This window comes from Amycolatopsis sp. NPDC003676 (assembly GCF_053587275.1).
The window spans coordinates 1-25,572 of the sequence record NZ_JBSFNS010000031.1 but is presented as its reverse complement, the minus strand read 5'-3'; the positions used below and the strand labels follow the sequence as shown (position 1 = coordinate 25,572).

28 protein-coding genes are annotated in these 25,572 nt (G+C 70.4%); 12 read left to right on the top strand and 16 right to left on the bottom strand.

What is annotated here, in order from left to right; all coding sequences use genetic code 11:
• Window positions 1-654 precede the first annotated feature (654 nt).
• The 3 genes from ACWDNU_RS20000 to ACWDNU_RS19990 all read right to left on the bottom strand — a co-directional run bounded on the left by ACWDNU_RS20000 (window position 655) and on the right by ACWDNU_RS19990 (window position 4,253).
• Window positions 655-1,011 (bottom strand): hypothetical protein, encoded by a 357-nt coding sequence (locus tag ACWDNU_RS20000; RefSeq protein ID WP_449669977.1) that lies wholly within the window; start codon window positions 1,009-1,011, stop codon window positions 655-657.
• Between the two features lie 54 nt (window positions 1,012-1,065).
• Window positions 1,066-2,508 (bottom strand): MDR family MFS transporter, encoded by a 1,443-nt coding sequence (locus ACWDNU_RS19995; protein WP_449669976.1) that lies wholly within the window; start codon window positions 2,506-2,508, stop codon window positions 1,066-1,068.
• Window positions 2,509-3,158: 650 nt separating this feature from the next.
• On the bottom strand, window positions 3,159-4,253 hold the full coding sequence (locus ACWDNU_RS19990) for a calcium:proton antiporter (protein WP_370938282.1): 1,095 nt from the start codon (window positions 4,251-4,253) through the stop codon (window positions 3,159-3,161).
• A 198-nt stretch (window positions 4,254-4,451) separates the two neighbouring features.
• On the opposite strand from ACWDNU_RS19990, the gene ACWDNU_RS19985 reads away from it, so the two are divergent.
• The 4 genes from ACWDNU_RS19985 (at window position 4,452) to ctaD (ending at window position 7,718) form a co-directional block, all read left to right on the top strand.
• Window positions 4,452-5,216 carry an acetate uptake transporter family protein gene (locus ACWDNU_RS19985; protein WP_449669975.1) on the top strand — a complete coding sequence of 255 codons (765 nt, stop codon included), beginning with the start codon at window positions 4,452-4,454 and terminating at the stop codon, window positions 5,214-5,216.
• A 22-nt stretch (window positions 5,217-5,238) separates the two neighbouring features.
• Complete coding sequence (locus tag ACWDNU_RS19980; protein ID WP_449669974.1) at window positions 5,239-5,664, top strand: SPW repeat domain-containing protein; 426 nt, start codon at window positions 5,239-5,241, stop codon at window positions 5,662-5,664.
• Window positions 5,665-5,668: 4 nt separating this feature from the next.
• Window positions 5,669-5,911, top strand: coding sequence for a hypothetical protein (locus ACWDNU_RS19975; protein WP_449669973.1), 243 nt, complete (start codon window positions 5,669-5,671; stop codon window positions 5,909-5,911).
• Window positions 5,912-6,011: 100 nt separating this feature from the next.
• Window positions 6,012-7,718: an aa3-type cytochrome oxidase subunit I gene (gene ctaD, locus ACWDNU_RS19970; RefSeq protein ID WP_449669972.1), complete on the top strand. Its 1,707-nt coding sequence runs from the start codon at window positions 6,012-6,014 to the stop codon at window positions 7,716-7,718.
• Here the strand turns inward: ctaD and ACWDNU_RS19965 are convergent, their stop codons facing one another.
• The 5 genes from ACWDNU_RS19965 to ACWDNU_RS19945 all read right to left on the bottom strand — a co-directional run bounded on the left by ACWDNU_RS19965 (window position 7,719) and on the right by ACWDNU_RS19945 (window position 10,604).
• Window positions 7,719-8,297 carry a TetR/AcrR family transcriptional regulator gene (locus tag ACWDNU_RS19965; RefSeq protein ID WP_449669971.1) on the bottom strand — a complete coding sequence of 193 codons (579 nt, stop codon included), beginning with the start codon at window positions 8,295-8,297 and terminating at the stop codon, window positions 7,719-7,721. It abuts the gene before it with no gap.
• A complete protein-coding gene (locus ACWDNU_RS19960) occupies window positions 8,294-8,545 on the bottom strand; it encodes a hypothetical protein (RefSeq protein ID WP_449669970.1) in 252 nt (83 codons plus the stop codon). The genes ACWDNU_RS19965 and ACWDNU_RS19960 overlap by 4 nt, the downstream gene beginning before the upstream one ends.
• 89 nt (window positions 8,546-8,634) lie before the next feature.
• A complete protein-coding gene (locus ACWDNU_RS19955) occupies window positions 8,635-9,000 on the bottom strand; it encodes an RNA-binding S4 domain-containing protein (RefSeq protein WP_370938275.1) in 366 nt (121 codons plus the stop codon).
• A gap of 7 nt (window positions 9,001-9,007) precedes the next feature.
• A complete protein-coding gene (locus tag ACWDNU_RS19950; protein WP_449669969.1) occupies window positions 9,008-9,937 on the bottom strand; it encodes a hypothetical protein in 930 nt (309 codons plus the stop codon).
• A gap of 82 nt (window positions 9,938-10,019) precedes the next feature.
• A complete protein-coding gene (locus tag ACWDNU_RS19945) occupies window positions 10,020-10,604 on the bottom strand; it encodes a GyrI-like domain-containing protein (protein WP_449669968.1) in 585 nt (194 codons plus the stop codon).
• Window positions 10,605-10,952: 348 nt separating this feature from the next.
• Between ACWDNU_RS19945 and ACWDNU_RS19940 the strand changes: the two genes are divergently transcribed.
• From ACWDNU_RS19940 to ACWDNU_RS19920, 5 genes are all read left to right on the top strand, one after another.
• Window positions 10,953-11,645 carry a helix-turn-helix transcriptional regulator gene (locus ACWDNU_RS19940; protein ID WP_370938272.1) on the top strand — a complete coding sequence of 231 codons (693 nt, stop codon included), beginning with the start codon at window positions 10,953-10,955 and terminating at the stop codon, window positions 11,643-11,645.
• A 64-nt stretch (window positions 11,646-11,709) separates the two neighbouring features.
• Complete coding sequence (locus ACWDNU_RS19935) at window positions 11,710-12,294, top strand: nuclear transport factor 2 family protein (protein ID WP_449669967.1); 585 nt, start codon at window positions 11,710-11,712, stop codon at window positions 12,292-12,294.
• Window positions 12,295-12,324: 30 nt separating this feature from the next.
• On the top strand, window positions 12,325-13,011 hold the full coding sequence (locus ACWDNU_RS19930; RefSeq protein WP_449669966.1) for a response regulator transcription factor: 687 nt from the start codon (window positions 12,325-12,327) through the stop codon (window positions 13,009-13,011).
• On the top strand, window positions 13,008-14,324 hold the full coding sequence (locus tag ACWDNU_RS19925; protein ID WP_449669965.1) for a HAMP domain-containing sensor histidine kinase: 1,317 nt from the start codon (window positions 13,008-13,010) through the stop codon (window positions 14,322-14,324). Before ACWDNU_RS19930 ends, ACWDNU_RS19925 begins: the two co-directional genes overlap by 4 nt.
• 82 nt (window positions 14,325-14,406) lie before the next feature.
• Window positions 14,407-15,099, top strand: a complete 693-nt coding sequence (locus ACWDNU_RS19920; RefSeq protein ID WP_449669964.1) for a DUF2231 domain-containing protein — start codon at window positions 14,407-14,409, stop codon at window positions 15,097-15,099.
• A gap of 139 nt (window positions 15,100-15,238) precedes the next feature.
• Here the strand turns inward: ACWDNU_RS19920 and mftD are convergent, their stop codons facing one another.
• From mftD to mftA, 7 genes are read right to left on the bottom strand one after another with little or no spacing between them, the layout of a single operon-like run.
• Entirely contained in the window at window positions 15,239-16,411 is a 1,173-nt protein-coding gene (gene mftD / locus ACWDNU_RS19915) for a pre-mycofactocin synthase MftD (RefSeq protein ID WP_449669963.1), read from the bottom strand.
• Window positions 16,408-17,835, bottom strand: a complete 1,428-nt coding sequence (gene mftF / locus ACWDNU_RS19910; protein WP_449669962.1) for a mycofactocin biosynthesis glycosyltransferase MftF — start codon at window positions 17,833-17,835, stop codon at window positions 16,408-16,410. Before mftF ends, mftD begins: the two co-directional genes overlap by 4 nt.
• The gene (locus ACWDNU_RS19905) at window positions 17,832-18,620 is read right to left on the bottom strand and encodes a mycofactocin-coupled SDR family oxidoreductase (protein ID WP_449669961.1); all 789 of its coding nucleotides are present in this window, start codon (window positions 18,618-18,620) and stop codon (window positions 17,832-17,834) included. Before ACWDNU_RS19905 ends, mftF begins: the two co-directional genes overlap by 4 nt.
• Window positions 18,617-19,306, bottom strand: coding sequence for a mycofactocin biosynthesis peptidyl-dipeptidase MftE (mftE, locus tag ACWDNU_RS19900; protein ID WP_449669960.1), 690 nt, complete (start codon window positions 19,304-19,306; stop codon window positions 18,617-18,619). Before mftE ends, ACWDNU_RS19905 begins: the two co-directional genes overlap by 4 nt.
• 1 nt (window position 19,307) lies before the next feature.
• Complete coding sequence (gene mftC / locus ACWDNU_RS19895; RefSeq protein ID WP_449669959.1) at window positions 19,308-20,486, bottom strand: mycofactocin radical SAM maturase; 1,179 nt, start codon at window positions 20,484-20,486, stop codon at window positions 19,308-19,310.
• A complete protein-coding gene (gene mftB / locus ACWDNU_RS19890) occupies window positions 20,486-20,779 on the bottom strand; it encodes a mycofactocin biosynthesis chaperone MftB (RefSeq protein ID WP_449669958.1) in 294 nt (97 codons plus the stop codon). The genes mftC and mftB overlap by 1 nt, the downstream gene beginning before the upstream one ends.
• The gene (mftA, locus tag ACWDNU_RS19885; protein ID WP_370938260.1) at window positions 20,769-20,873 is read right to left on the bottom strand and encodes a mycofactocin precursor MftA; all 105 of its coding nucleotides are present in this window, start codon (window positions 20,871-20,873) and stop codon (window positions 20,769-20,771) included. The genes mftB and mftA overlap by 11 nt, the downstream gene beginning before the upstream one ends.
• Before the next feature lie 190 nt (window positions 20,874-21,063).
• Here mftA and ACWDNU_RS19880 point away from each other — a divergent pair, with 190 nt between their 5' ends.
• Together ACWDNU_RS19880 and ACWDNU_RS19875 are read left to right on the top strand one after the other, a co-directional pair.
• The gene (locus ACWDNU_RS19880) at window positions 21,064-22,815 is read left to right on the top strand and encodes a PepSY-associated TM helix domain-containing protein (RefSeq protein ID WP_449669957.1); all 1,752 of its coding nucleotides are present in this window, start codon (window positions 21,064-21,066) and stop codon (window positions 22,813-22,815) included.
• On the top strand, window positions 22,812-23,420 hold the full coding sequence (locus tag ACWDNU_RS19875) for a DUF5134 domain-containing protein (protein ID WP_449669956.1): 609 nt from the start codon (window positions 22,812-22,814) through the stop codon (window positions 23,418-23,420). Before ACWDNU_RS19880 ends, ACWDNU_RS19875 begins: the two co-directional genes overlap by 4 nt.
• 381 nt (window positions 23,421-23,801) lie before the next feature.
• On the opposite strand, the gene ACWDNU_RS19870 is transcribed toward ACWDNU_RS19875, so the two are convergent.
• Window positions 23,802-24,533 carry a zf-HC2 domain-containing protein gene (locus tag ACWDNU_RS19870; protein WP_449669955.1) on the bottom strand — a complete coding sequence of 244 codons (732 nt, stop codon included), beginning with the start codon at window positions 24,531-24,533 and terminating at the stop codon, window positions 23,802-23,804.
• 110 nt (window positions 24,534-24,643) lie between these two features.
• Here ACWDNU_RS19870 and ACWDNU_RS19865 point away from each other — a divergent pair, with 110 nt between their 5' ends.
• Window positions 24,644-25,213, top strand: coding sequence for a sigma-70 family RNA polymerase sigma factor (locus ACWDNU_RS19865; protein WP_370938255.1), 570 nt, complete (start codon window positions 24,644-24,646; stop codon window positions 25,211-25,213).
• Window positions 25,214-25,572: the final 359 nt, after the last annotated feature.

Here is a 25,572-nt window from a genome sequence, read left to right as displayed (position 1 = left end):
TGGAAAGCCATGCTGGGATGCCTGGCCAGGCTGGGACGCCCGGCCAGGCGGTGGTGCCCGGCTAGGCGGTGGTGCCCGGCTAGGCGGTGGTGCCCGGCTAGGCGGTGGTGCCCGGCTAGGCGGTGGTGCCCGGCCAGCCGGTGGTGCCCGCTAGGCGGTGGCGCCGGGCCTGGCGGTGGCGTCGGGCTTGGCGGTGGCACCGGCCAGGCGGTGGCTCGGGGTTGCGCGGGTTGCGGTGTTGAGCGAAAGCGCCCGTGCCTGGCTCGCGAACGGCGGATATTCGCCGTCCCGGGCGGGATGCCCGGCGAGTTCGGCTAGCGGAGGTGTCAGCAGGATTTGTCCGCGACGGCGGGCGCAGTCCAAGGCAACGCGAATGTTTGGCGGGTGTCCTGAGGCTCGCTGAAGTCCGGCGATTGGCCCGGCGGGCGGCGGAGTTCTTGCACGCGGAGCGTGCACGGCCGTGGTCCGGCGATTCCGCTAGTGACCGGTCGCCAACAGCGGGTGCTGACCCGCCTTGGTGTACTAGCCCGCGGCTTCTCCATCTCCGCCCAACTGTCGCGCATCCGCTGCCGAAGCGAGCGCCTCGAAGCCAGACTGCGCACCGCTCATGCGCAGACTCCGAGCCGCTCGCTTCAGCGCAAAGCCACGCCGCAGCTACCTAGGACGCAGGGCCGCCTCGATCTCGTCCCGGTCCGCGTCGCCAGGAGTGATCGTCAGCGGGCCCGCGACGTCCAGCAACCCCGGATGCCGGACCGTCCAGCGCAGCACCGGCAGCGAATCCTTCGTGAGGTCGTGCGCGGACGTCACGGTGACCCCGGGCGTCGGGCCGCACGTGACGACGTCCGCGGACGGGTCGCGGCCGTCGGTGTGGAAGAAGGCAGCTCGGCCGTCCGAGGACAGCGCCAGCAACGCCGGGGTGCCGTCGGCGGTGACGGTGGGCAGGACGTGGTCGTAGCCGGCCAGCCAGCGCATCGCTAACCGGTGCACGCGTCGGCCTCGGATGCTGGTCATTGACGCGGTGTAGGTGCGGGCGACGGCGTCCAGCCGTTCTGGGTCCACTGGGTGTCAGGCCTCCGTCTCCGCTGGTTCCGCGCGGGTGGACCGGACGAACCACGCCCCGGCCACTGCGGCCAGTCCGATGCAGCCGGCGACGACGAAGGCCATCTGCAGGCCGTTGGCATCGGGACTCACGGCGGCGTGTTCGGCGCTGCTGACGGTCGCGACGCTGACGAACACCGCGGTGCCCAGTGCACCGGCGACCTGCTGGAGCGTGGACAGGATCGCGCTGCCGTGCGAGTAGAGGTGATCGGGCAGCACGGCCAGCGACTCGGTCATCAGCGGCGTCATCATCAGGCCGAGGCCGGCCATCAGGACGATGTGGATGCCGATCACCGCGATCAGCGGCGAATCCGGGCTCAGCAACGAGAACAGCCACATCGAGACCGTCATCGCTAGCGCTCCCGGCAGCACCAGCGGACGCGCGCCGACCCGGTCGAACAGCGCGCCGACCGGACGGCCGAGCAAGCCCAGCACCAGACCGCCGGGCAGGACGGCCAGTCCGCTGACGAACGTGGACTTGTGCAGGACGGTCTGCAGATACAGCGGCAGCAGGATCGCGCCCACGCCGATCAGGCACATGAACAGCAACGCGCTGAGGGCCAGCGCGACCACGAAACTGCGATGGGTGAACGGCCGCAGATCGAGCAGCGCGCGGTCGCGTCGCTGCAGGCGGAGCTGCCGCCAGCCGAACACCGCCAGCGAGACCACCCCGACGACGATCGGCAGCCACGGCGGCACCAGCGCTGTCTCGGCGGATTCGCCCGCTGACGACAGGCCGTACAGCACTCCGCCGAAGCCGACGGCGGACAGGATGACCGAGAGGATGTCGAGCGGAACCGGGCGGGTTTCGCTGTCGATCCGCAGCTGCAGCATTCCGGTGACCAGCGCGGCCAGTGACAGCGGCAGCACGATGAAGAACATCCACCGCCAGCCGAGCGACGACAGGACGGCGCCGCCGATCGTCGGGCCGATCGCGGGCGCGACCGCGATGACGATGCTGATCGTGCCCATGGTCGCGCCGCGGCGCTGCGCGGGCACGAGCCGCATGACGGTGGTCATCAGCAGCGGGATCATCACCGCGGTGCCGCACGCCTGCACGACGCGGCCCGCCATCAGCAAGCCGAAGCCCGGCGAGACGCCGCACAGCAGCGTGCCGAGGCTGAACGAGGCGAGCGAGAACACGAACACCTGCCGCGGCGTGAACCGTTCTAGCAGGAACCCGGTCGTCGGGATCACCACTGCCATGGTGAGCAGGAATCCGCTGGTGAGCCATTGGATCGTGGTGGTCGGCACCGAGAGGTCGACGGTGAGGTCGCGCAGCGCGATGCTCAGGATGGTCTCGTTGAGGATCATCACGAACGCCGACAGCACGAGGACGCCGATCAGCAGCCCGGGCTTGGCGGGCGGCCGCGCGGGGGCTTCCGGAGTGGGGGACGAGACGCCGCTCATGGGCGCACCTCGCAGGCGCGGACGAATTCACGCGTCACGAGCCGGGCGGCGTCGCCTCGGGCGCTCGCGAAGGCGACGGGTGCGAGGTCGGCGGCACTGACGAAGCGGGCATCGGCCGACGGACGGCCGGGGACTGTCGGGCGGCTGCTGGGGGAAGCTCTTCGCGCGGCTTCACCGGCCGCTGCGGACGGAGTAGGGGACTGCTGGATCTTCACCCGGCCAGGATACGGATGAGCACCGACAAAACCGGCGGCCTTTTTCTCCCGAAGCCCGCGGCAGTGCGGGGAATCGCGCATCGGCCGGCGGTGGAAAAAGTGGCTCGACCAGCGGCCGGACGGCTGCTCGCGAGACCATGAAAAGAATCTCGTTCGCGGGCCAGGTGCAGTCAGCTCGGAGTCGCCGGGGAAGCAGCCAGGCAGGAGTCGGGAGAACCAAGCCTGCCGGGAAGCACGGTCGGTGCGCCCGTCGCTGGGCAGGAATCGGGAGAACCGAGTCCGCCGGGAAGCACGGTCAGCGCGCGTCGCTGGGCAGGAAGCCAGAGGCCTGGGTCCGCCGGGAAACACAGTCAGCCCGCGCGTCGCCGGACAGCAATCAGGAGGACCAAGCCCGCCAGGCCCCACCGTCAGCACACCCGCTGCCAGACGGCAACCTCACGGATTCATCGCCAGCACCAGGAATCCCGCCAGCAACACCAGATGCACCCCGCCCTGGAGCCGCGTAGCCCGCCCGGGCACCACCGTCAGCACGCTGACCACCACGGTGAGCGCGAGCAGCACGATGTGCGTCGGCCCGAGACCCAGCAGCAGCGGGCCCTTCAGCCACACCGAGGCGAGCGCGATGACCGGAATCGTCAGGCCGATGCTGGCGATCGCGGACCCGTACGCGAGGTTGAGGCTGATCTGCATCCGGTCGCGCCGGGCCGCGCGGACCGCCGCGAGCGTTTCCGGGGCCAGGATCAGCAGGGCGATCACCACGCCCACAAAGGACTGCGGCAGTCCGGCCGCCCGCACGCCGGCCTCGATCGCCGGGGATTCGACCTTCGCCAAGCCGACCACGGTGACCAAGGCGACCAGCAGCAGCCCGAGGCTCACCAACGTCTTCTGAAGGCTCGGCGGTTCCGCGTGCTCTTCCTCGCGGGTCTCGCCCTCAGAGTCGACGGGGAGGAAGAAGTCGCGGTGGCGGACGGTCTGTGTCGCCACGAACGTGGCGTACAGGACCAGCGACGCACCGGCCGCGAAAGCCAGCTGCGGTGCGGAGAACCCCGGACCTGGGGTGCTTGTGGTGAAGGTCGGAAGCACGAGGCTCAGCGTCGCCAGCGTGCCGACAGTCGCCAGCGCCGCGCCGCTGCCTTCGGGATTGAACCGAGTTTCCCCATACCGGCGCGCGCCCACGAACAGCGACAGCCCGACGATGCCGTTGGTGGTGATCATCACGGCGGCGAACACCGTGTCGCGCGCCAGCGTGTCGGCGTTGTCGCCGCCGGAAGCCATCATCGTGACGATCAGCGCGACTTCGATCACCGTCACCGCGACCGCGAGCACCAGCGAGCCGTACGGTTCGCCGACCCGGTGCGCGACTACCTCGGCGTGGTGCACCGCCGCGAGAACCGTGCCCGCCAACGCGATCGCCACCAGCGCGACCGGCACCGGACCGAGCGTGCGGCCCCACGTGAGCGCCAGCAGGACCAGGGAGATCAACGGCAGCAAAGTGGTCCAGGACAACAGATAACCGCGGACGCTCGCCATGCGCACACCCTGGCATATCGGACCCTCGGCCGCCTGGCATGCCGTCCTCGCGGGGGAGTGTCGCGTCCGAAATGGACACTGCCGGTCGCGCCGCGCCGCGCGAATTTCACTCGTTCGGCGTAGTACCTGCAGGGTTCCGCAGGTCGGCGGCGGGGTACGCGCGGCGCACAGGGGAGATCGGTGCGGAAAGGAGCCGAGATGACCCGCGAAATGAAGATGACCGACCGTGCGGTGCCGGCAGGCGGCGACGGCGCGGAGTACTCGTTCTGGCGCGAGCACACGCACATCAACCTGAGCCCGGTGGCCGCACCGTCGATCCTGGGCCTCGCCGGGTTCGCGGTGTCGACGTTCATGGTGGCGGCCAACCTGGCCGGCTGGTTCGGCAACGAGACGACGACGCCTCTGCTGCTGGCCCCGTTCGCGTTCGCTTTCGGCGGCGTCGCGCAGTTCCTCGCCGGGATGTGGTCCTACCGGGCCCGCGACGCGCTCGCCACGGTCGTGCACGGCGCGTGGGGCGCGTTCTGGCTCGGCTACGGCGTTTACCAGCTGTTCGTCGGCCTCGGCGGACTGCCCTCGACGGTGGCGAGCCCGGTCGCGGCGGCCGCGATCGGGTTCTGGTTCATCGGGCTCGCGGCGATCACCTGGACCGGCGCGCTTGCCGCGCTGGCGGAAAGCCTGGTGCTCTGCACGCTGCTCGCGGTCCTCGCCGCCGGGGCGACGCTGCTGGCGATCGGCATGATCGGCGACGTCGGCGTCGTGCGCACGATCGCCGCGTACTTCCTGCTCGCGTCCGCGGTGCTGGCTTGGTACGCGTGCAGCGCGATGGTGCTCGAAGCGGCGCACCACCGGGTGATCCTGCCGATGGGCGTGCGCGCGCCGCGGCCCGTCCGGACCACGACGGTGCCGTTGCACCAGGCGATCCAGTTCGACCACGGCGAACCGGGAATCAAGGCCGGGCAATAACCCGGCGAGGAGGTGACCACGGATGAAGATGAGCATGGCGCTCACCGCGTTCACGCCGCAGGACCGGAAGCTGCGCGAAAGCAGACTGCCGCTCACCGCCGAGTTCCTGGCCGGAGCGTGGCTGGTCTTCGCGGCTTTCGCGTACAGCTACTCGTTCACGCTCTCCGCGACGGCCGGGTTCTGGAACAGCCTGGCGTGCGGGATCGCCGTGGCGGCGGTGGCGCTGGTCCGGTTCGGCCTGCCGGAACGCGCGCGCTGGCTGGGGCTGGTCAACGTCGCGATCGGGTTCTGGCTCATCGCCGCGCCGTTCGCGTTCGGCTATCCGGTCGACGGCCATCGCGACGCGATCCGCACGAATTCGCTGATCGTCGGCGTGCTGCTGGCGATTTTCGCCGTCATTTCGGTGACCGTCGCCTACCGCAGGCACAGCGGCGAATTCCGGGAGTGAGGAGATGTACTGGCCAGTGCTGACGGTGCTGGCGATCGGCGTGCTCGCCTTGGGCGGCGCGGGATTGCGTGCGCTCAAGGCGGCGCCGCCGGTCCGGAAGGAGGCACTCGTCGGCGCCTGGCTGGTGGCCGCTTCGGGCGTGGTGTGGTGGGCGTCCGCACCCGCTGTCGGGGCGGTGTTCCTCGTCATCGGCGCGGCGGTCGTGTTCGGTGCGGCGTTGACGAACGGACAACTGCCGTCCCGCTGAGAAAAGGGGTTTGGCGCGGGCGGCGGCCGGTTATCCGGCCCGGGTGAGGCCGGGCGGTTTTCGGCTGCCCGGCGATCGTCGGGTGCGCGGGAGGTCGGTCATGACGCAACTGAAGCCGCGGCCAGTGGTGATCGCCGAGGCGCCCCGACGGGGCAAGAAAGGCTCGGTGCTGCTGGGCATCCTGCGCACCACCGACCACAAGCAGATCGGGCTGCTCTACCTCGGCACGTCGTTCGCCTTCTTCCTCGTCGGCGGCGCGATGGCGCTGCTGATGCGCGGCGAACTGGCCCAGCCGGGGCTGCAATTCCTGTCGCAGGAGCAGTACAACCAGCTGTTCACCATGCACGGCACGATCATGTTGCTGCTCTACGCGACGCCGAATGTGTTCGGATTCGCCAATTTCGTGCTGCCGCTGCAGATCGGTTCGCCGGACGTAGCCTTTCCGCGACTGAACGCGTTTTCCTACTGGTTGTACCTTTTCGGCGGATTGATCGTGCTGAGCGCGTTCCTCACGCCGGCCGGGGCCCCGGATTTCGGCTGGACCGCCTACACCCCGTTGTCGGACGCCGTGCACAGCCCCGGCACCGGCGGCGATCTGTGGATCATGGGCCTCATCGTGTCGGGTCTCGGAACCATTCTCGGCGCGGTCAACATGACCACCACGATCCTGTGCCTGCGCGCGCCGGGAATGACCATGTTCCGGATGCCGCTTTTCACCTGGAACATCCTGTTCACCGGGATTCTCGTGCTGATCGCGTTCCCGATCCTCACCGCCGCGCTGTTCGCGCTGGAGGCCGACCGAAGGCTCGGCGCGCACGTATTCGACCCGGCCAACGGGGGCGCGATCCTCTGGCAGCACCTGTTCTGGTTCTTCGGCCATCCCGAGGTGTACATCGTCGCGCTGCCGTATTTCGGGATCGTCACCGAGATCATTCCGGTGTTCAGCCGGAAACCGCTCTACGGCTACCGGTTGATGGTGTTCGCGACGGTCGGCATCACCGGGCTTTCCGCGACGGTGTGGGCGCACCACATGTTCGCCACCGGCGCGGTGCTGCTGCCGTTCTTCTCCATCATGACGTTCCTGATCGCGGTGCCGACCGGGCTGAAGTTCTTCAACTGGATCGGCACGATGTGGAAAGGGACGCTGTCGTTCGAATCGCCGATGCTGTGGTCGGTCGGATTCCTGGTCACGTTCCTGCTCGGCGGCCTGACCGGCGTGCTGCTGGCCGCGCCCGCGCTGGACTTCCACATCACCGACACGTATTTCGTGGTCGCGCACTTCCACTACGTGCTGTTCGGCACGATCGTGTTCGCCACGTTCGCCGGGATCTACTTCTGGTTCCCGAAGATGACCGGCCGGATGATGGACGAATCGCTCGCGAAATGGCACTTCTGGACCACGTTCATCGGCTTCCACACGACGTTCCTGGTGCAGCACTGGCTCGGCGCGGAAGGAATGCCGCGGCGGTACGCGGACTACCTGCGCAGCGACGGATTCACCTTGCTGAACACGATCTCCACCATCGGTGCGTTCATTCTCGGCGCCTCGGTGCTGCCGTTCATCTGGAATGTGGTGAAGAGCTACCGGTACGGCGAACGGGTCGACGTGGACGACCCGTGGGGATTCGGCAATTCCCTGGAATGGGCCACGTCGTGCCCGCCGCCGCGGCACAATTTCACTGAGCTGCCGCGCATCCGCTCCGAACGGCCTGCGTTCGAATTGCACTATCCGGACGCGGTGGAGCGGATACGGGACGAGCAGCACGTGCACTGGGGACGCCGGTCGAGGGAGAAATCGGAGGCGTGATCAGGGCTGGAATCCCTTGACCATGGCCTCCAGCCCGGCAGCGAACCACCGGTCGTAGTACTCGGCGGCAGCGGGATCGGCGGGCGTCTCCGGCGGCGAGCCGACCTGGGCGAGCGCGTGGCCGAGAGCGTAGACGCCGATGGACTGCACCGCGATCAGCGCGGTCTCCTGGGCGATGCCGTCCGCGGCGAACCGGTCGAGCACGCCCGCGAGCAGCGGCGTGACCGCGTCGGGGTCGACCGGATGGGTGGCCAGCAGCGGGACCGCGTTCGGATGGCTGAGCAGCATGGCGCGGTACGCCTCGGCGAACCCGGTCGCGGCCGCTGCCCAGGATTCCCGGGGCTCGAGGTCGGCGAGCGCAGTGGCGACCAGGCGGTCGACGACCGCGGCGAGCACGGCGTCGCGGTGCGGAACGTGGCGGTACAACGACATCGCCGCGACGCCGAGACGGGAGCCGAGCGCCCGCATGGTCAAGGCGTCGAGGCCGTCGTCGTCGATGAGGCCGATCGCCGCCGCGACGATCTGGTCGGTGCTGACCTGCGGCGGGCGGCCCGGCCGGCGGCGGGGCGTGTCGTTCATGCGGTCAGCGTGGCAGCCAGCGTCGTCCCGAGCATGACCAGGGTGAGCAGGCCGGCGACCAGATGCTGCACGTCCGGGACGACGTCGTGCCCGGCGGCCGGCAGGATTTTCTTCGGGCGCGCGTAGTCGCGCAGCCGCGGGCGGAGATTGCCCGGCGCGAGGTCGTTGAGCGGGAACATCGGCACCCATTCGGTCAGGACGAGCCAGGCCAGCCACAGCACCGGGACGACTACGGCGATCGGCGTCAAGGCAGTCTCCTGTAGTTTGTGTACCGCGTAAGCTTACAAGGTACGCAAAAGAGGCCGCAAGAATTCGCCGATCGGGTGGTCCAGCGGTATCAGCTCTGCTGACGGCGGAATTCGTCCAGCACCCGGCGTTCCCGCTTCGTCGGGCGGCCCGCGCCGCGCTCGCGGCGGGCGACCGGGATGGCAGCTTCAGGCGGCGGCTTCGGCGTGCGATCGATCAGGCAGGTGGCCGCGACCGCGGCGCCGACACGTTTCTGGATCACCTGCACGACCTCGACCACGCGCGTCGTCGTCCCGATCCGGGCGCGGACCTCGTCGCCGGGCACGACCGTCGTCGCGGGTTTCGCCGGGCGGTCGTTCACGCGCACGTGCCCGCCGCGGCAGGCAGCGGCGGCGTCGGCGCGCGTTTTGGTCAGCCGGACCGCCCAGAGCCAGCGGTCGATCCGCGTCGATTCCATGGGTCCATCATGGCGTGTCCCAGTGCCAGCGCAGGCCGAGGATCCCCGGAGTGACCGCGGCCGACACGACGTGCGCGGGAAGGCCCTCAGTGATCGGCAGTTCGGCGACGGTCGTCTCCGGACCGGCGGGGGAGTCGAGCCGGTAGGCGTGGCAGGCGCGCGGTTCGAAACCGGGCGCGAAATGCAGTTCCAGCACGTGCTCGTGCACGGCGTTGCGGAACCGGCGCTCGTAGGAGAAGTCCGGGCGGTCGTCGGTGAACTCGAATTCGTACTCGGCGATCGCGGTTTCGCCCCGGTCCAGGCCTCGGCCAAGGACGAGTTCGGCCACCGTGAACCCCTCCTCGGCCAGGGTTTCCGTGCGCCCGGGCGCGCAGTAGCGGGTGCGCATCAGCTTCGGCGGGCAGCCGGGGCCGACGCCGTGCGCGGTCACCAGCCGGATGTGCGTGTCGTCCTCCGTCGCGCGGAGCACCTCGCGCACTTCCAGCCGGTGCAGCCGCCGGTCCGGGCCTACGTGCACGGACTCGTGCAGGCTGACGACCACCAGCGACGTCCGGTACGCCGTCTCGAACGAGTTCAGCACCCGCAGCACCGCGTTCCGCCGTCCCCACAACCGTTCCCAGCGCACGACGGGAACCGGCGGCGGCTCCGGATCGCGCTCGATCAGCCCGGTCAGCGAGCCCGGCGGCAGGTCGAGCACCCCTTCGAGAATGCGTACTGCGACGCGCGAGCGGGCCCGGGCGGGCACCGTGCGGCCGGTCCGCCAGTAACTGAGCGTGGTGGTGCTGACCGCCGCGCCCGCCGCGGCGAGCCGGTCGCGCAGCCGGTCGAGGCCGAGCCCGCTGCGGTCGATGGCCAGCGTGAGGGCACGGCTGAACGGCCCGTCCGCCAGCGCGTCGGCGAGCCGGTCCGGCTGGGTGCCGGGACCTGTCGAGAACACCTGCGTCCTCCTCGGGTCGTCCTCACCCATTCGCCTCCGGAACGGGCGGCGGCGCAACCGTCGAAGGTCGGGTCTTGGCCGGTCAGCGCGGTTGCTCGACGAAGGGCTCGCGGAGTTCGGTGACCCATTCGCGCTCGTCGGCGGAGGTGTGCAGGTAGACCTCGCACGGGAAGCCGTCCGCGCGGAAGCCGTGTTCGTCGGTCCGCCGGGCGAGTTCCTGGCAGCCGGCGAGGAACCCGCTCGCCGGGCCGTGGTGGACCAGCGTCGCGGCGCGGGAGGCGGGCAGCTCGGCCGTCTCGAGCCCGTTCGGCTCGGCGACCGCGCCGGAGATCGGGAGCGCGGCGTGCACGACGACCGGATCGTCTTCGCCGGCGGGCTTTTCGTAGTAGCAGATCAGCGGTCCGGCCGGGGCGTCGGATCCTTCGAGCCGTTGGCCGAGTTCCGCGCACAGCGGGCGCAGGACCGGGCTGATCGCCTCGGGAGAGAAGCTTTCGACGGTCGCGGTGAGCCTTGCGACGCGCGTCGGGGAGATGTCCTTGACGACGATTTCGGTGTCCGGCACGGCGTGCTCGCTTTCCAGCGTGCGGAGTCTCGCCTCGACCTCGGCCAGCTGGAGCCGGTCGGCGGCGACCCGTTCGGCCAGCTCGGCCCGGCGCAGCGTCAGCATGCCGCGCACCTGCTCGGGTGCGCGCCAACCTCGCCGAGCCCGAAACCGAGGTCCTTGAGCGCGACGATTGGTGAACATGACCTCCCCAGCACACGCTCTGACCCGGTGTGAGAGTCAAGTGTCCCCTCCGGACCGGGAACGGGCCGGCCCCCTGCGCCGACCCGCTCCCGGTGGCCCCCTCGTCCCCCGACGAACGAGGGGACCGCGCCGGTCCGCCGCCCTCCACAGCACGGACCGGAGCCGGTCGCGGCTCCCGCGAACGGAACAGCGGAGGTGCTCCCTCGTGACGGCGGTCGCCCGCAAAGCCACCCGATCGGGTGAGGAATCGCAGGTCCGTAGGCTGGCCGGGTGAATCGCACGGACCGGCTGTACGCGCTTGTCGAGGAGCTCCGGGCGGTCGCGCCGCGCACCCGGACCGCGGCGTGGCTCGCGGCCCGGTTCGAGGTCAGCGTGCGCACGATCGAGCGTGATCTCGGCGCGTTGCGCGAGACGGGCGTCCCGATCTGGACCGAGACCGGGCGGACCGGTGGCTACGGCCTCGACCGCGAGCGGACCCTGCCGCCGCTCACGCTCACCCCGGAGGAAGCCATCGCGATCACCGTCGCGCTGCGCTCCGCCGCTGGTTCGCCGTTCGCGGGCGCGGCGGAGTCGGCGGCCCGCAAGGTGCTCGCGCGGCTGCCGTCCGACGTCCGCGACGCCGAACAGCACCTCGCCGCGCGGCTGCACCGGGTCGGCGAACCCGAACCGCCCGCTGTCCACAGCGGACTGATCCTCACCGCGCTCGCGGCCCGGCGCGTCCTTCGGCTGTCCTATGTGGACGCGAAGGGGCAGGAGACGGAACGCGACGTCGAGCCGCTGGGGCTGTTGTGGGGTCCGGCGGGCTGGTATGTGCTCGGCTGGTGCCGCCTGCGCGACGCGGTCCGCGGTTTCCTGTTGGACCGGATCCGCGCCATCGAGCTCACCGGTGACCGCGTCGAGCGCCGCGACGTCGACCTCGACGCCGAACTCGCGCGGATCTCCGCCCGCCCGCTCGGCGAGTGACCTGCACCACGCGGCGCGGAAACACCGACAGGACGGTGTCGCCGACGCCCGCGATCGTCGTCGCATGGCGAAAGAACCGAACCCCGAAGAAATCCCCGCCCTCTGGTGTCGCATGTGGAACGAGGACGCCTCGCTCGCGCACCGGCTGCTCACCGCCGACGGCCGTCAATGGTCCGGCACCAAACCCGGCCTCGACCCGCTGATCGGTCCGGCGGACGCCGAGGCGTTCATCGCGAAGTATCAGCGCGACGTCGGGAATGTGTTCGTCCCGCGCACGTTCGTCATCGACGGAACCGAACGGCTCGCCTTCACCTGGGACGTCACCCGCCGCGACGGCGTGGTCATCACCGGGGCCGACATGTGCGTGCTGTCCGGTGGAAAAGTCGCGCGGAACTGGACAATTCCCTCGCCGGACGGCCGGTCGTCGCTGCTGGACGGACCGGGCAAAGGCGACCTGGACCGTGACGGATTGCGTGCCCTGGCAACGGAAGCGCACCCGTGGCACGGCGAACTGGTGCTCGACCCGGTGCGGCAAACCGTCGCCGGCACCTGGTCGGACGGCACGCGCGGCGGACTCGCGGTGCTGGTCGTGGTCGACGGTCAGGTGGACCGCGAATGGGTGGTGCCGGGGACACGTCCGCTCCCGTGACCGCGCGCGCCCGCGAGGCATGATGGCGGCATGGCGAACCGCGTTCTGCTGGCCGACGACGACCGGGCGATCCGGGAATCGCTGGTCCGCGCGCTCGAACTGGAGGGCTACCGGGTCAGCGAGGTCGCCGACGGCGTCGAGGCGCTCGCGATCGCGCGGAGCGAGGAGTTCGACGTCCTGATCGTCGACGTGATGATGCCCGGCGTCGACGGTCTCGGCGTGTGCCGCGTGCTGCGCGCGGGCGGCGACCGCACCCCGGTGCTCATGCTGACCGCGCGCGTCGAGACCGCCGACCGGGTCGCCGGATTGGACGCGGGAGCCGACGACTACCTGCCGAAACCGTTCGAACTGGACGAACTGCTCGCCCGGTTGCGCGCACTGCTGCGGCGCAGCGCGGATCCGGGCGAGCAGGCCCAGCGCGTGGTGCGGCTGGGCGGGCTGGCGGTCGACGCCGGCGCGCGCCGGGTGTGGTGGCAGGACACCGAGGTCGCGTTGTCGAAGACCGAATTCGACCTGCTGGAGCTGCTGGTGCGCAATGCCGGGATCGTGCTCGGCCGCGACACGATCCACCAGCGGATCTGGGGGTACGAATTCGGTCCGGAGTCGAAGAACCTGGCGGTCTACATCGGATATCTGCGGCGAAAACTGGAGGCCGCGGGCGCGGACGAGCTGATCCACACCGTGCGCGGCGTCGGCTACGTGGTGCGGCCGGCATGAATCTGCGCGGGAAGCTGGCGATCGCGTTCGCCGCGGTCGGTGGCGGCGCGGCGATTCTCGTGGGCGTGCTGGGCTATCACACGGCTTCCCAGCGGATCAGCGCGGAACTCGACCGTTCGCTGCTGAGCACGGCGGCGCAGGTGTCGGCGGGCGCGGTGCAGCTGCTTGAGCCGAGCCCGTTCACCCGCGGTCCGGGGGACGACGACCACGACGAAGCACAGCCGATGGTCGCGCAGTCGATCGCGCCGGACGGGACCGTGCACCGGGTCGGCGGACGGCCGGTCGCGCTGCCGGTCACCACTGCGGATCGGGAGCTTGTTGTCGGCACTCGTTATGCGGACGCGACTGTCGGTCCGGACGACTACCGGGTGCTCACCGTCGCGCTCGGCTCCGGGCGCGGGTCGCTGCAGCTCGGCATCGACGTGGACGAAACCCGGCACGTCCTCGGCGACCTCGCCGAGCGGATGACCTGGGTCAGCCTCGCGGTGCTGGCCGGGGCGGCGCTGGCGGGCTGGCTCCTCGCGCGGCAGATCACCCGGCGGCTGGTCCGGCTCACCCGGCTGACCGAGGAGGTGAGCGCGGGCAGCAGGCCAGGGCTCGGCGTCCTGGACCGCGGCCGCGACGAGGTCGGCAGGCTGTCCGCCTCGTTCGCCGCGATGCTCGAGCGGCTCGCGCGCGCCCGCGACGACCAGGAACGGCTGGTCCAGGACGCCGCGCACGAGCTGCGTACTCCGCTGACCAGCCTGCGCACCAACGCGAGCGTGTTGCGGCGGTTCGAGGAATTGTCGCCGGACGCGCGGAACCGGCTGCTCGCGGACGTCGACGGCGAGACACGCGAGCTGACTCATCTGGTCACGGAGCTGGTGGAATTGGCCACCGGACAGTACGACGACGAGCCGCTGCTGCCGGTCGAACTGCGCTCGCCTGCTGAGCGAGCTGCCGCGCGAGTGCGTCGGCGGTCCGGTCGTGCGATTGCCGTGGACGCCGATGACACGACGGTTCCCGGCCGGTCGAAGGCCTTGGAACGGGCGATGACGAATCTGCTGGAGAACGCGGTGAAGTTCAGCTCGGGTCCGGTGGAACTGCGCGTGCGGGACGGGCGGGTCGAGGTGCTGGACCGCGGGCCGGGGATCGAGGACGCCGGCCGGGTTTTCGACCGGTTCTATCGAGCGGCGGGCGCGCGGTCCCTGCCCGGGTCGGGGCTGGGGCTGTCGATCGTGCGGGAAGTCGCGCTCTCGCACGGCGGCGAGGTGTTCGCCGGACCACGGGAGGGCGGCGGCGCGGTGGTCGGGTTCACGGTGGCTCTTACCTGATTCACACCTTGATCTTGCCCGGGGCTAACGGGATTCGGCCAAAGTTGTGGCTGGTGTGTGGTTCGTGGATGGGAAAGGCTGCATGACGACGGTCAACGGGTTGCCCGCTCATATCCTGCTCGTGCACGCGATTGTCGTGCTGCTGCCGTTGTCGGCGCTGGTTTTGGTGCTGACTGCTTGCCTGCCTTCGGTGCGCAGGCGGCTGGCCGGCGCGAACGCGATTTTGTCGGTACTGGTGGTTATCCTGGTGCCCATAACGACGAATGCGGGCGAGTGGCTGGAACGGCGCGTGGCGCGGACGCCGCTGGTCCGGGCGCACACCGAAATCGGCGACACGGCGATCTGGGCGGCGATCCCGGTGGCGGTGCTGGCTTTGGCGCTGTGGTGGCGGCAGCGGGAGGCTGGTGCTGCTGTGGCGGACGCTGATGCTGTGGCGGCGGGCGGTTCCGTGGCGGCGGTGTCCGGTGCAGGCGTGGGTGCTGCGGCTGGCGGTGCTGGCTTGGCGGTGCCCGAGGCCGCTGCGGCTGGCACGGCTGCGGCTGGTGCTCGTCAGGCGGGCCCCGCCGTGAGCGGTGCCAGCGCGGGCGGGGCTGCCGTGAACAGCCGTCGGGTGTTTCTCGCGCCTGCCTCCAAGGCGGTCAGCGTGACGTTGATCGTGCTGTCGATCCTGGCTGGCGGGGCGGCGGTTTACGACATCGTGCGGATCGGCGACACCGGTGCCCAAGCCAGCTGGCAGGGGCAGTTCCAGCAGAACCCGGCACCACGCGGACGATAGCGGAACCCTTGCGGTGTAAGGACTCCACGTCCGGAACCACGCGCGGCTGAACGCGAGCTGCCTGCACCCCAAAAGACTGTCTGTGAGGGGAACCCTGAGGGAATCAGAGTCCCTCAGGGTTCCCCTCACGGACAACAGATCAAGCCCCGATCCGGCGTTCGAAGCCCTCCGGGACGATCAAGTCGTCCCGGCTCAGGTCGTGCACGCTGCGATGCCCCAGCGCGAGCAGCGTCGAATCGATGCCGTTGCGCAGCACGTCCAGCACGTTCTCCACCCCGGCCTGCCCGCCCGCCGCGAGGCCCCACAGGTACGCGCGTCCGATCAGGACCGCGCGCGCCCCGAGTGCGAGCGCCTTCACGACATCGCTCCCGCGCCGGATTCCGCCGTCCAGCAGCACTTCCACCTCGCTTCCCACCGCTTCCGCGACGGCGGGCAGCGCGCGGATCGTGGCGGGAGTGCCGTCGAGGTTGTTGCCGCCGTGGTTGGACACCGAGATCGCGCTGACTCCGGCGTCCACCGCGCGGCGTGCCTCGTCGACCCGGTACACGCCCTTCAGCAGGAACGGCCCGTCCCACTGTTTCCGCAGCCAGCTCACGTCTTCCCAGCTCGGCGGCGCGGTCTGCATCCACTGCCCGTACGCGCCGAAGAACGACGGCACCGGCGTCCCGGGCTCGGCCATGTTCGGGACGCTGAGGTCTGGCAGCTTCTTGGTGCGCGCGTAGGCGAGCAGCCACCGCGGATGCATCATGCCTTCGGGTGCGAAGCGGATCAGTTCGCGCAGCGTCAGCTTGTCCGGGATGTGCGGGCTGCCCCAGTCGCGGCTGTGCGAGAACGACCAGTCGAGCGTGAGGATGATCCCGACCGCCCCCGCGGATCGCGCCCGGTCCAGCCGACGGAGGATGTCGTCGCGGCTGCCGGTCCAGTATACCTGGAAGTACGTATTGGGGTTGGCCGCCACCACTTCCTCGACCGGCTTGCTGGCGAACGACGACAACCCCATCGAAGTCCCGCGCGCGGCGGCCGCACGGGCGACCGCGACCTCGCCGTCGGGATGCACGGCCTGTACGCCGGTCGGCGAAATCAGCACGGGCAGCGCGACGTCGCGGCCGAGGACGTTCGTGCTCAGATCGCGTTCGCCGGGCAGTCCGGCGGTGCGCGGGGCGAAGCGCAGTTCGTCGTACGCGGCCAGATTGTCTTGCAGCGTCAGGCCTTTTTCCGAACCGGCGATCAGTGCCGAGTAGACGGACGCGGGCAGGCGCTTCTTCGCTCGCCGCTGTGCTTCGGCGATCGATTCGAACCAGGTGGTGCTCATCGTTTTCCCTTCGGGTCGACGCGCAGAGGGCGCCAGGTGACGCGCGGCCGCAGCGGGACCGCGGTCCGGTGGTCGAGACAGCCCGCCCACACCCCGGCGCCGTACGCGAGGTCGTCGGCGATCGCGCCGGTGGTGTAGCGGAATGGATCGAGATCGGGGCGTTGCCGCAGCCAGGCGGTCAGCGGCGGTCCGGCGAGCAGCGACGCGATCGCAGCTCGTCGTCCCCAGCGTTTTCGGCCGCCGGGCAACAAAAAAGCGGCGAGCAGGGGCGCGGCGAATTGCGTGTTGTAGCGGCCGAACCCGAGCCAGGTTTGGCCGACGGCCGTACCCATCGCGCGCGCAACGCCGTGTGTCGGCACGTCGCTTCGGCGCAGCACGCGGGCCATGGTCAGCACTGCGCCCGCGAAGGCAGCGGCAGCCGGAAGCGGACGGCGGGCCAGAAGCGCGGTGACGGTCAGCGTCGGCCACGGGTGCAGCACGAGCGGGGCCATCGCGGCCGGGCGGCGAATGGCCAACGGTGCGGCGGAAGTGCCGTAACTGGCGCGACGACGGAGCAACGCGCGCCAAGTGGCCGGTTCGTGGTGGTCGACGTGCGCGGACGGGTCGTAGCGGATCCGGAAGCCAGCGTCGTGGAGTCGCCAGCCGAGGTCGACGTCCTCGCCGACGCGCATTGCCGGGTCGAAAACCGCACCGTCACGGGCGACGGATTCCACTGCGGTCCGGCGAACCAGCAAGGCGGCAGTGGGCACATAGGACAGTCGTGTGCCGGGTGCGACGCGGGCAGCGGCGGTGCCAAGGTCGAGGCTGCTGGCGGCGCGGGTGTAGCGGCCAGCCCACGTGTCGGCGGCGAGCGGACGCACGCGCGGCGCGACGGCGGCGACGAGCGGGTCGGCGAAATGCCCGGCCAGCTGGTCGATCCAGTCCGGCGACGGGACGCAATCGCTGTCCAGGAAAGCGATCAGGTCAGTGGAAACGTGCTCCAGGGCGGTGTTTCGGGCAGCGCCCGGTCCGCCGTTGACCTCGCGGCGGACGAGTTTCGCGCCGTGTGCGGAGGCTGCTGCGGCGATGGCGGCGGGGTCGGCGGATCCGTCGTCGACGACCAGCGCGGGGTATCGGCCGTCGAGACCGGCGAGGCAGCGGCCGAGCAGTCCGGCGCGGTCGCGGACCGGGATGACGACCGTCGCGTCGGCGGTTTTGGCTGGCGGCAACGGGTGCGCGAACCCGGCGTCGGTGAGCAGCCGGGCGAGGACGCCTTCCGCGGGGGTCTCGACGGGGTGGTCCGCCAAGCGAGCCCACGCCGTTCGCCCGGCCTTCGTCAGGCGCAGCACGCGGGCGGGGGAGCCGCCGAAGAGGAGGCCTTCGGAGAGTTCTTTGACGCTCGGGTCGACGACGAGCCGGAATCCGGCGGGCAGCGGGGTGGTCACAGCGCCAGCCCTCCGTCCACCGGGACGACCGCGCCGGTCATCGCGCCGCTTTCCGGCCCGGCGAGGAAGGCCAGGACGGCGGCGACCTCGGCGGGATCGAGCAGCCGCTGCTGAGGTTGTTGCGCGGCAAACGTTTGCGCCGCCGGAAGGTCGTACAGCCGGGCGCTCTCGGCGAGGATCGGCGTGTCGGTCGAGCCCGGGCTGACCGCGTTCGCGGTGACGCCGGAGTCGCCCAATTCCGTGCCCAGCGCGCGAATCAACCCGGCGACTCCGGCTTTGGCCGCGCAGTACGCGGCGAGCGTCGGCAGCCCGCGCGTCGCGGCGGCGGACGCGACGGCCAGGAACCGTCCAGAGCGCGGTTTCGGACGGCGCAGCATCGCTGGAATCGCTACGTGGGCGAGGTTGAGTACGCCGCGGAGGTTGACGTCGAGGACAGCGTCTTCCTGCTCCGGCGGCATTTCCCACAGTGGCACTCCGCCCGCGATCACTCCCGCCGCTGCGATGGCCGCGTCGAGTCCGCCCCATCGTTGTCCTGCTTCCGCGACGGCTGCGGCCAGCTGCGCACGGTCGCGGACTTCCGCGCGGAATTCCTCCGCCGTACCGCCGTTTTCCCGGATCTTGGCGACCACTGTGGACAGTTCTTCAGCGGTGCCCATCGGGTAGGGGAGGGCGGGATCGTCGGCCGCGACATCCACCGCGAGCACGGCCCAGCCCTGGCCAGCCAGCTTCACTGCGGTGGCTGCGCCGATGCCGCGCGCCGCGCCGGTCACGAGGGCGGCTTTCACGGCGTCACCACGGAGGTCCAGTCGCGAACGTGCGCGCGCAACTGCGCCGTGAGGACGTCGAGGAGGCCCCGGCCTTCGTCCGCGGTGGCTCCAGTGGGATCGCCGAGGATTCCGGTTTCCGTCACGGCCAGCACACCGCCGTTGCGCAGCACCGGAAGCAACTCGCCCAGCGGACGGCTGTCGCCCGGCACCGCTTTCTCCATCTGCACATTTTCCGGACGGAGGGCCAGCTGCAGAGCGGTTTCCGGCCGTCCGGCGTGCGGATCGCCCTGCCAGCGCGGTTCGAACATCGAGACGTCCCGCGATTCGGCGCGCAGGATCGCGACCGCGCGCGTCACCGAAGCCGCGTTGCCTCCGTGCGCGGACACGAAAAGCAGCCGCCGGAACGTTTCGCAGGCCGACCGGCCCAGTTCCACGAGCAGGAGTTCCGTGGCCGCTTGCCCGATCGAGATCGTCCCGGCGAACCCGGCGTGTTCGCCGCTCGATCCGTACGGCACGGCCGGCGCGACCAGCACGTCCGGCCGTTCCGCGGCGAGCCGGTCGCACAATGCCGTCGCGATGTCGGTGTCCGTGCTCAACGGCAGGTGCGGGCCGTGCTGCTCGGTTGCCCCGAGCGGCACGGCGAGGATCGCGCCGGACGCCGCCTGTTCGGCGACGTCCGGCGACGACAGATCGGCCAAGCGCATCTCAGCGACCCGGTCCCGGTGCGAAGCCCGCGAGCGGGTTCTCGTCGCAGGCCCGGTCCGGCGGGCGGCGCATGCCGATGGTCACCGGAACCTTGCGGTGCGAATGGTCCAGCGACGGTTTCGGCACGCTGCCCGCGGCGACCCCGGCCAGCGCGCGTTCGCCGTGGCCGCGCACGCATTCCGGGTCCGGGCCGTCGAGCGGGAGCCCGGTGAAGAACTTCGCCGCCATGCACCCGCCGCGGCAGGCGTCGAACGCCGAACACGACGTGCAGGCCCCGCCGCTCTGCGGGCTGCGCAGTTGCGCGAACAGCTCGGATTCCCGCCACACCCGGGTGAATCCGCCCTCGCTGCGCGTGTTTCCGGCGAGGAAGGTGTCGTGGATGGCGAACGGGCACGCGTAGACGTCGCCGACCGGGTCGACCAGGCACACCACCCGGCCCGCCCCGCACAGGTTGAGGCCGGGCAGGCCACCGTCGCCGTAGCCCGCCAGGTGGAAGAACGAGTCGCCGGTGAGCACGTTTTCGCCGTGCTTGACCAGCCACTCGTACAGCTCCCGTTGCTGGGCCGCGGTGGGGTGCAGCTCGTCCCAGACGTCCGCGCCGCGGCCGGACGGGCGGAGCCGGGTGAGCCGCAGCTGGGCGCCGTAGCGGTCGGCAATTGCTTTGAAGTCGTCGAGTTGCCCCGCATTCTGCCGGGTGACTACGACAGAAATCTTGAAGTTCTCGAAGCCCGCGGCGGAAAGGTTCTCCATCGCCCGGACGGCGGTGCGGTAGGAGCCGGGGCCGCGGACGTGGTCGTTGACCTCCTCGGTGGCGCCGTCGAGGGAGATCTGGACGTCGACGTAATCGCTCCCGGCGAGCCGTTTCGCGACGTCCTCGGTGATCTTGATGCCGTTGGTGGAGAACTTGACGCCGACGTGGTGCTCGGTCGCGTAGTCGACCAGCTCCCAGAAATCGGGCCGGACAGTCGGTTCGCCGCCGCCGATGTTCACGTAGAACACCTGCATGCGCTCGAACTCGTCGATCAGCGCCTTGCACTCCTCGGTGCTCAGCTCGCGCGGGTCGCGGCGGCCGGACGAGGAAAGGCAGTGCACGCAGGAGAGGTTGCAGGCGTAGGTGAGCTCCCAGGTGAGACAGATCGGCGCGTCGAGCCCGAACTGGAATTCGTCGACAAGCGGCATCACACGCTCCTCGGATGGATCATGTCCGACGCCGCGAGCACGGCGAGGGCGGCGCGGTAGCGGGGCAATTCCGCCTGCGCGACCCCGGCCTGCGCACACGCCGCGCGGGCAGAGGGGTGGTCGGTCAGCGCCTGCACCGCGGCGAGCATGGTGCGGCTCTTGAGAAAGGACAGCCGGCGGGTGCCGAAGTGGTACAGCAGCGCGCCGAACCGCTCCGGCCGGATGGAGACCCGGCTGTCCAGTTCCCAAGCACCGTCCAGATCGAACGCCGCGGCGTCGCGGTCAGTAGACACCGCACATTCCGTCGATCGAGACCTCCTCGACGAGCAATTCGTCGGCTACGACCTCTTCGGCCTTCGTGTCGGCTGCGGTTGTCGTCTCGCTCATCGTGACTCCCTTGTCCCGCTCGGCGATATTTGACACTTGGTGTCGAATGTGACGGCGACAATACTGTCACCCCGTGCCAGAAGCAATGGCTTGCTCTCGCGGCACACCCGATCGGGTGTTTGCCCAGGCCGGGAACCGACTGCCCCGCCCGTCCGACTCCTCAGGAGGCGGACGACGCGAAGGGAGCAGGATGGCCATCGGCACAGACGACGCGCCACGCACCGAACGAGAACTGGCGACCGGATGGGCGGCGCTGCGTCCGCTGGTGTTGCGGCTGCACTTCTACGCCGGAGTGTTCGTCGGACCGTTCCTGCTGGTCGCTGCGCTGACCGGGATCGCGTACGTGTGGACGCCGCAACTGGAGGAGGCTCTTTACTCGCAGGAGTTGCACGTCCCGGCCGCCGCTGGCGCGGTGTCGCTGGACCAGCAGGTTCTCGTCGCGCGCGGGCAGGTGCCGGACGGGAAGGTGATCGGCGTCCGCCCGGCGCCGTCCGCGACTGACACCACCCAGGTGATCTTCGACCGTCCGGGTCTGGCACCGAGTTACCGGTACACGGTGTTCGTCAATCCGCATGACGGCGGGGTTCGCGGCGCGCTGGAGACCTACGGTTCGGGGCAGGCGATGCCGGTCCGAGGCTGGATAGACACCCTGCACCGCAACCTTCATCTAGGCGACTTCGGCCGGTTGTACAGCGAGCTGGCAGCGAGTTGGTTGTGGGTGATCACGCTCGCCGGGTTGGCTTTGTGGCTTGGCCGTCGCCGACGCTTGCGTGCTGTGCTTTTGCCTTCCGGCGGCAAACCCGGACGGCGGCGGCTGCGTTCCTGGCACGGCTCGGCTGGCCTGTGGATCGCCGCGGGGCTCTTGTTTCTCTCCGCCACCGGATTGACATGGTCCCTTCATGCGGGCGCGAACATCACCGATCTGCGGTCCTCTTTGGACTGGACTACGCCGTCGGTTTCGTCGGCCTCCCGGTCTCCCGGCGACGTCGGCTGGCAGGCGGTTCGCGACGCGACCGTGCGGGCCGGGTTGTCTGATCCGGTGGAGATCCGGCCGCCTTCCACGGGTGGCTATGTGGTGCAGCAGGTCGGAAGGGGTTGGCCGTCCAAACAGGACTCGATGGCGGTCGATCCTGGTACGGGCGTTGTTGCTGGGACGTTGAGGTTCGCTGACTATCCGCTCGCCGCGAAGCTGAGCCGATGGGGGATCGACGCGCATATGGGGCTGCTGTTCGGAGTCGCGAACCAGATTGTGCTGACGGTGCTCGGTGCGACGTTGGTTTGTGTTGTGGGGTGGGGATATCGGATGTGGTGGCTGAGGGGCCGCTCTGGTCGGCCGGCGGCGGGTGGCTTGCGTGGCGGGGGCCGTTCCGGCGAGTCGCGTGGCTTGGATCGGTTGCCGGAGGATGACCGACGCAGGCGTAGCCGGGCTCGCTTCGGCCGCTTGCCGATAGGCGGGACGCGTGTCGGCGGGTTGCCAACGGACGATGTGCGGTTGCCCGGTGAGGCTGACGCTGGCCGATCGCCGGAGGACGCCAAGTCGTTGCGCGGGCAGGCTCGTTCCGGCCAGGCGTCGATACCCGGCGTGAGCGGTGAGACTGGCGAGTTGCCAACGGATGCCGCGAAGCCGCGTAGCGAGGCCTCCTCGGGCCGATCGCCGGAAGATGACGGGGCGTCGGGCGGTCCGGTCCTGTCTGGTCGTGGCGTGCGCGGCGGGGCTTGGCCGGATCGGTTGCCGGAGCGCGGCGAACGGTCACGGGACCGGGCCCGTTTTGGCCGCTTGCCGATGCGCGGTGCCTGGCGGCGAATCCCCGGGCGAGTGCTGGCTCCGGTGCTGGTCGGAGTAGCGGTCGTGGGCTGGTTCCTTCCGGTGTTCGGGTTGTCGCTGCTGGGATTCCTGGCCGTGGACTGCCTGCTGGGCCTGCGCCGGGAGGTTGCGCGATGATCGCCGAAACGGGTTTGCGTTGGATCCTCACGCTGCTGTTCGCCGCGGCCGGGACGTTCTGCCTGTACCGGTGCGCGCGGCGTCCGGGCGTCAGCGGCCGCGTGGCGGACGCGCTGCACGCGGCGATGTGCGCCGGAATGGTCACGATGGCTTGGCCCGCGACGATGACTTTCGCGCGAATGCCCCAGGTCGTGGTGTTCGCGGCGGCCGCCGGATGGTTCGCGGTGAGCGCGGCGCTGGGATTCGGGCACGGACGGCTGCCGGGAGCGCACCACGCGCTGATGATGGCCGGAATGGCGTGGATGGCGTTCGTGATGCCGTCGGCGATGGCGGGAATGACGACGTCCGCGACGGCGATGGGCGGCGAGCACGCCGGGATGGACATGGGCGACGCGGGCATGACGATGACCGGGCGCGCACCCGCGCACGTGGTGGCGGTCGCGGCCGTGCTGGCGGTGGTGTTCTTGGTGGCCGGGGTCGCATGGCTGGCCCGGGCGATCGACCACGCCCGGACGGTCGCCCGGCCCGGACGGCGGGAGGTCGGGCTGGCGATGGAAGGGGTGATGAGCTTGGGAATGGCGGTGATGGCGGTGGCGATGATCTGAGCTGGGTCGGGATGTTTGGGCTCGGCCGCTTCCCGGGGCTGACCGGCTTTGGCTGACGCTTAACACGACCGCCGTGACTCCGGCCCGAAGCAACGGATCCGCAGTTCCAGCCAATCCCGCAATGCTTAGCCTGACCAGCTCAGACGACAGGTTTGCGACCCCTGGCCTGCGTGGCCCAATGCAAGAGGCGGCGCATGGCCGTTGCCTCGGGTTACGTCGGCTGGTGTCGCGAGCCGTATCAGACTGCGCGGTCTTTCTCGGATTGCCGCTGGCGTGCGGTTCGCGTCGCGTGTGGCTCTGTGATGGCACCGCGAAGCGACCTCGCGCTCGAGCGTTCCCGGTGTGAGCTGCTTGGCCGGAACGCCCGGGGCGAACGGGCGGTCAGGCGGCGCGGTGCCGTCCGGTCGGGCGTTGGGAGTCGCGGCCGCGTTTCGGGTGCGGGCGGACCAGGGCGAGCGCGCCGTGGGTGGTGACGGTGGTCTGCTCCGGGTCGTCGGCGGTGTCGGCGAGGTCTGGGCCCGGCTGGTGGCGGAGCCGGTGCTGGCGGTGGACCGCGTAGAGCAGCGCCAGTCCGACGACGAGGAAGACGTGCGACAGCACCCGGGCGACTGTCACCCGGTCGCCGATCAGGTCGCCGGTGGTGAGCACTGCGAGGACGATCACGAATCCGGTGATCATCGGCAGCTGCCCGGCCGCCGCGCGGGTTCGCAGGGCGGCCCACAGCAGGCCGACGCCGACCGCGAGGTTCCAGGCCGCGCTTTCGTTGATGAGGTGGCCTTCCATGAAACCGCCGCCGCCGTGGGCGTTGTCCATGCCGAGCAGCTGCGCGAACGCCAGCCCGCACTGGACCAGCCCGACCAGTCCCAGCGCGACCCGCAGACCCCATTTTTCCCTCGGCGGGGCCGGGGTTTGGGCGAGGATCCGGTCGGTGAGGTCGGGCACCTCGGGCGCGCTGCGGACCAGCATGGTGCGGCGCAGCGTCGCGCTTCGCTCGTACCAGCTCCGGCACGCCGCGCAGGTCTCGAGGTGTTGGTCGACCTGCGGTTCGGGCAGCGGACCCGCTTCGCCGTCGAGTCGCGCGGACAGCGCTTCGCGGAAGATTTCACAGCTCACGTCTGTCACAGTCGCTCGGATGCGCGGCCGAGTTCCCGGCGGGCTCGACGAATTTTCCCGGGACCTGGTCGTGGAACCGCCGCCGGACGGCATGGACTACCGTGACGTCCGTGTCCACCGGCCGCGACAACGACGACGAGCGGATCACCGCGCTGGCCCTCGCCGCCGGCCGCGGCGACCAGGTCGCATTGGAAGCCTGGGTCCGCGCGACGCAGGCCGACGCGTGGCGCTTCCTGGCCCACCGCACCAGCCCGGCCGACGCGGACGACCTCACCCAGGAAACGTACCTGCGCGCGTTCGGCTCGCTGCCGCGCTTCGCGGGCCGGTCGTCGTCGCGGACGTGGCTGCTGTCCATCGCCCGCCGGGTGGTCGTCGACCGCATCCGCGCGCGCTCGGTCCGCCCCCGCGAATCCACGACGGCCGACTGGCAGCGAGCCGCCGAAGAACAATCGGCGCGGACGCGCACGGCGGGCTTCGAGGACCTCATCGAACTGGGCCTCCTGCTCGATACCCTGGACGAGGACCGCCGGGAAGCCCTGGTGCTGACCCAATTCCTGGGCCTTTCCTACGCGGAGGCGGCCGAAGTGTGCGGCTGTCCGGTCGGCACGGTGCGTTCCCGGGTGTCCCGCGCCCGTGATGATTTGCTGCGCGCGCAGGAGGAGAACGACACCGCGATGTGACGCGGGTTGTTCCGTTCTGCCGGGTCGCTGGGCTGTCGGCGTGGGGTGCTTGGTAGTCGGGCGGATCTGCTTGGCTGTCGGCGAGTAGTGGATTGTCCGGCAGGTTGGCGGACAGCTTGGATACCGGGATGGGCCGCTGCTCGCGTCGGGTGGCGGGCGAAGTGGACGGCTGGCTGTCGCGGATGACGGCGGCGGGCCGGTCGCTTGGCGGCGATCGTCTGGAGTGGACGGTGGCGGATCGCCGAGTTGAGTGATTGGCTCGCTTCCCGAGCCGAGCCGAGCCGAGCCGAGCCGAGCCGAGCCGAGCCGAGCCGAGCCGAGCCGAGCCGAGCCGAGCCGAGCCGAGCCGAGCCGAGCCG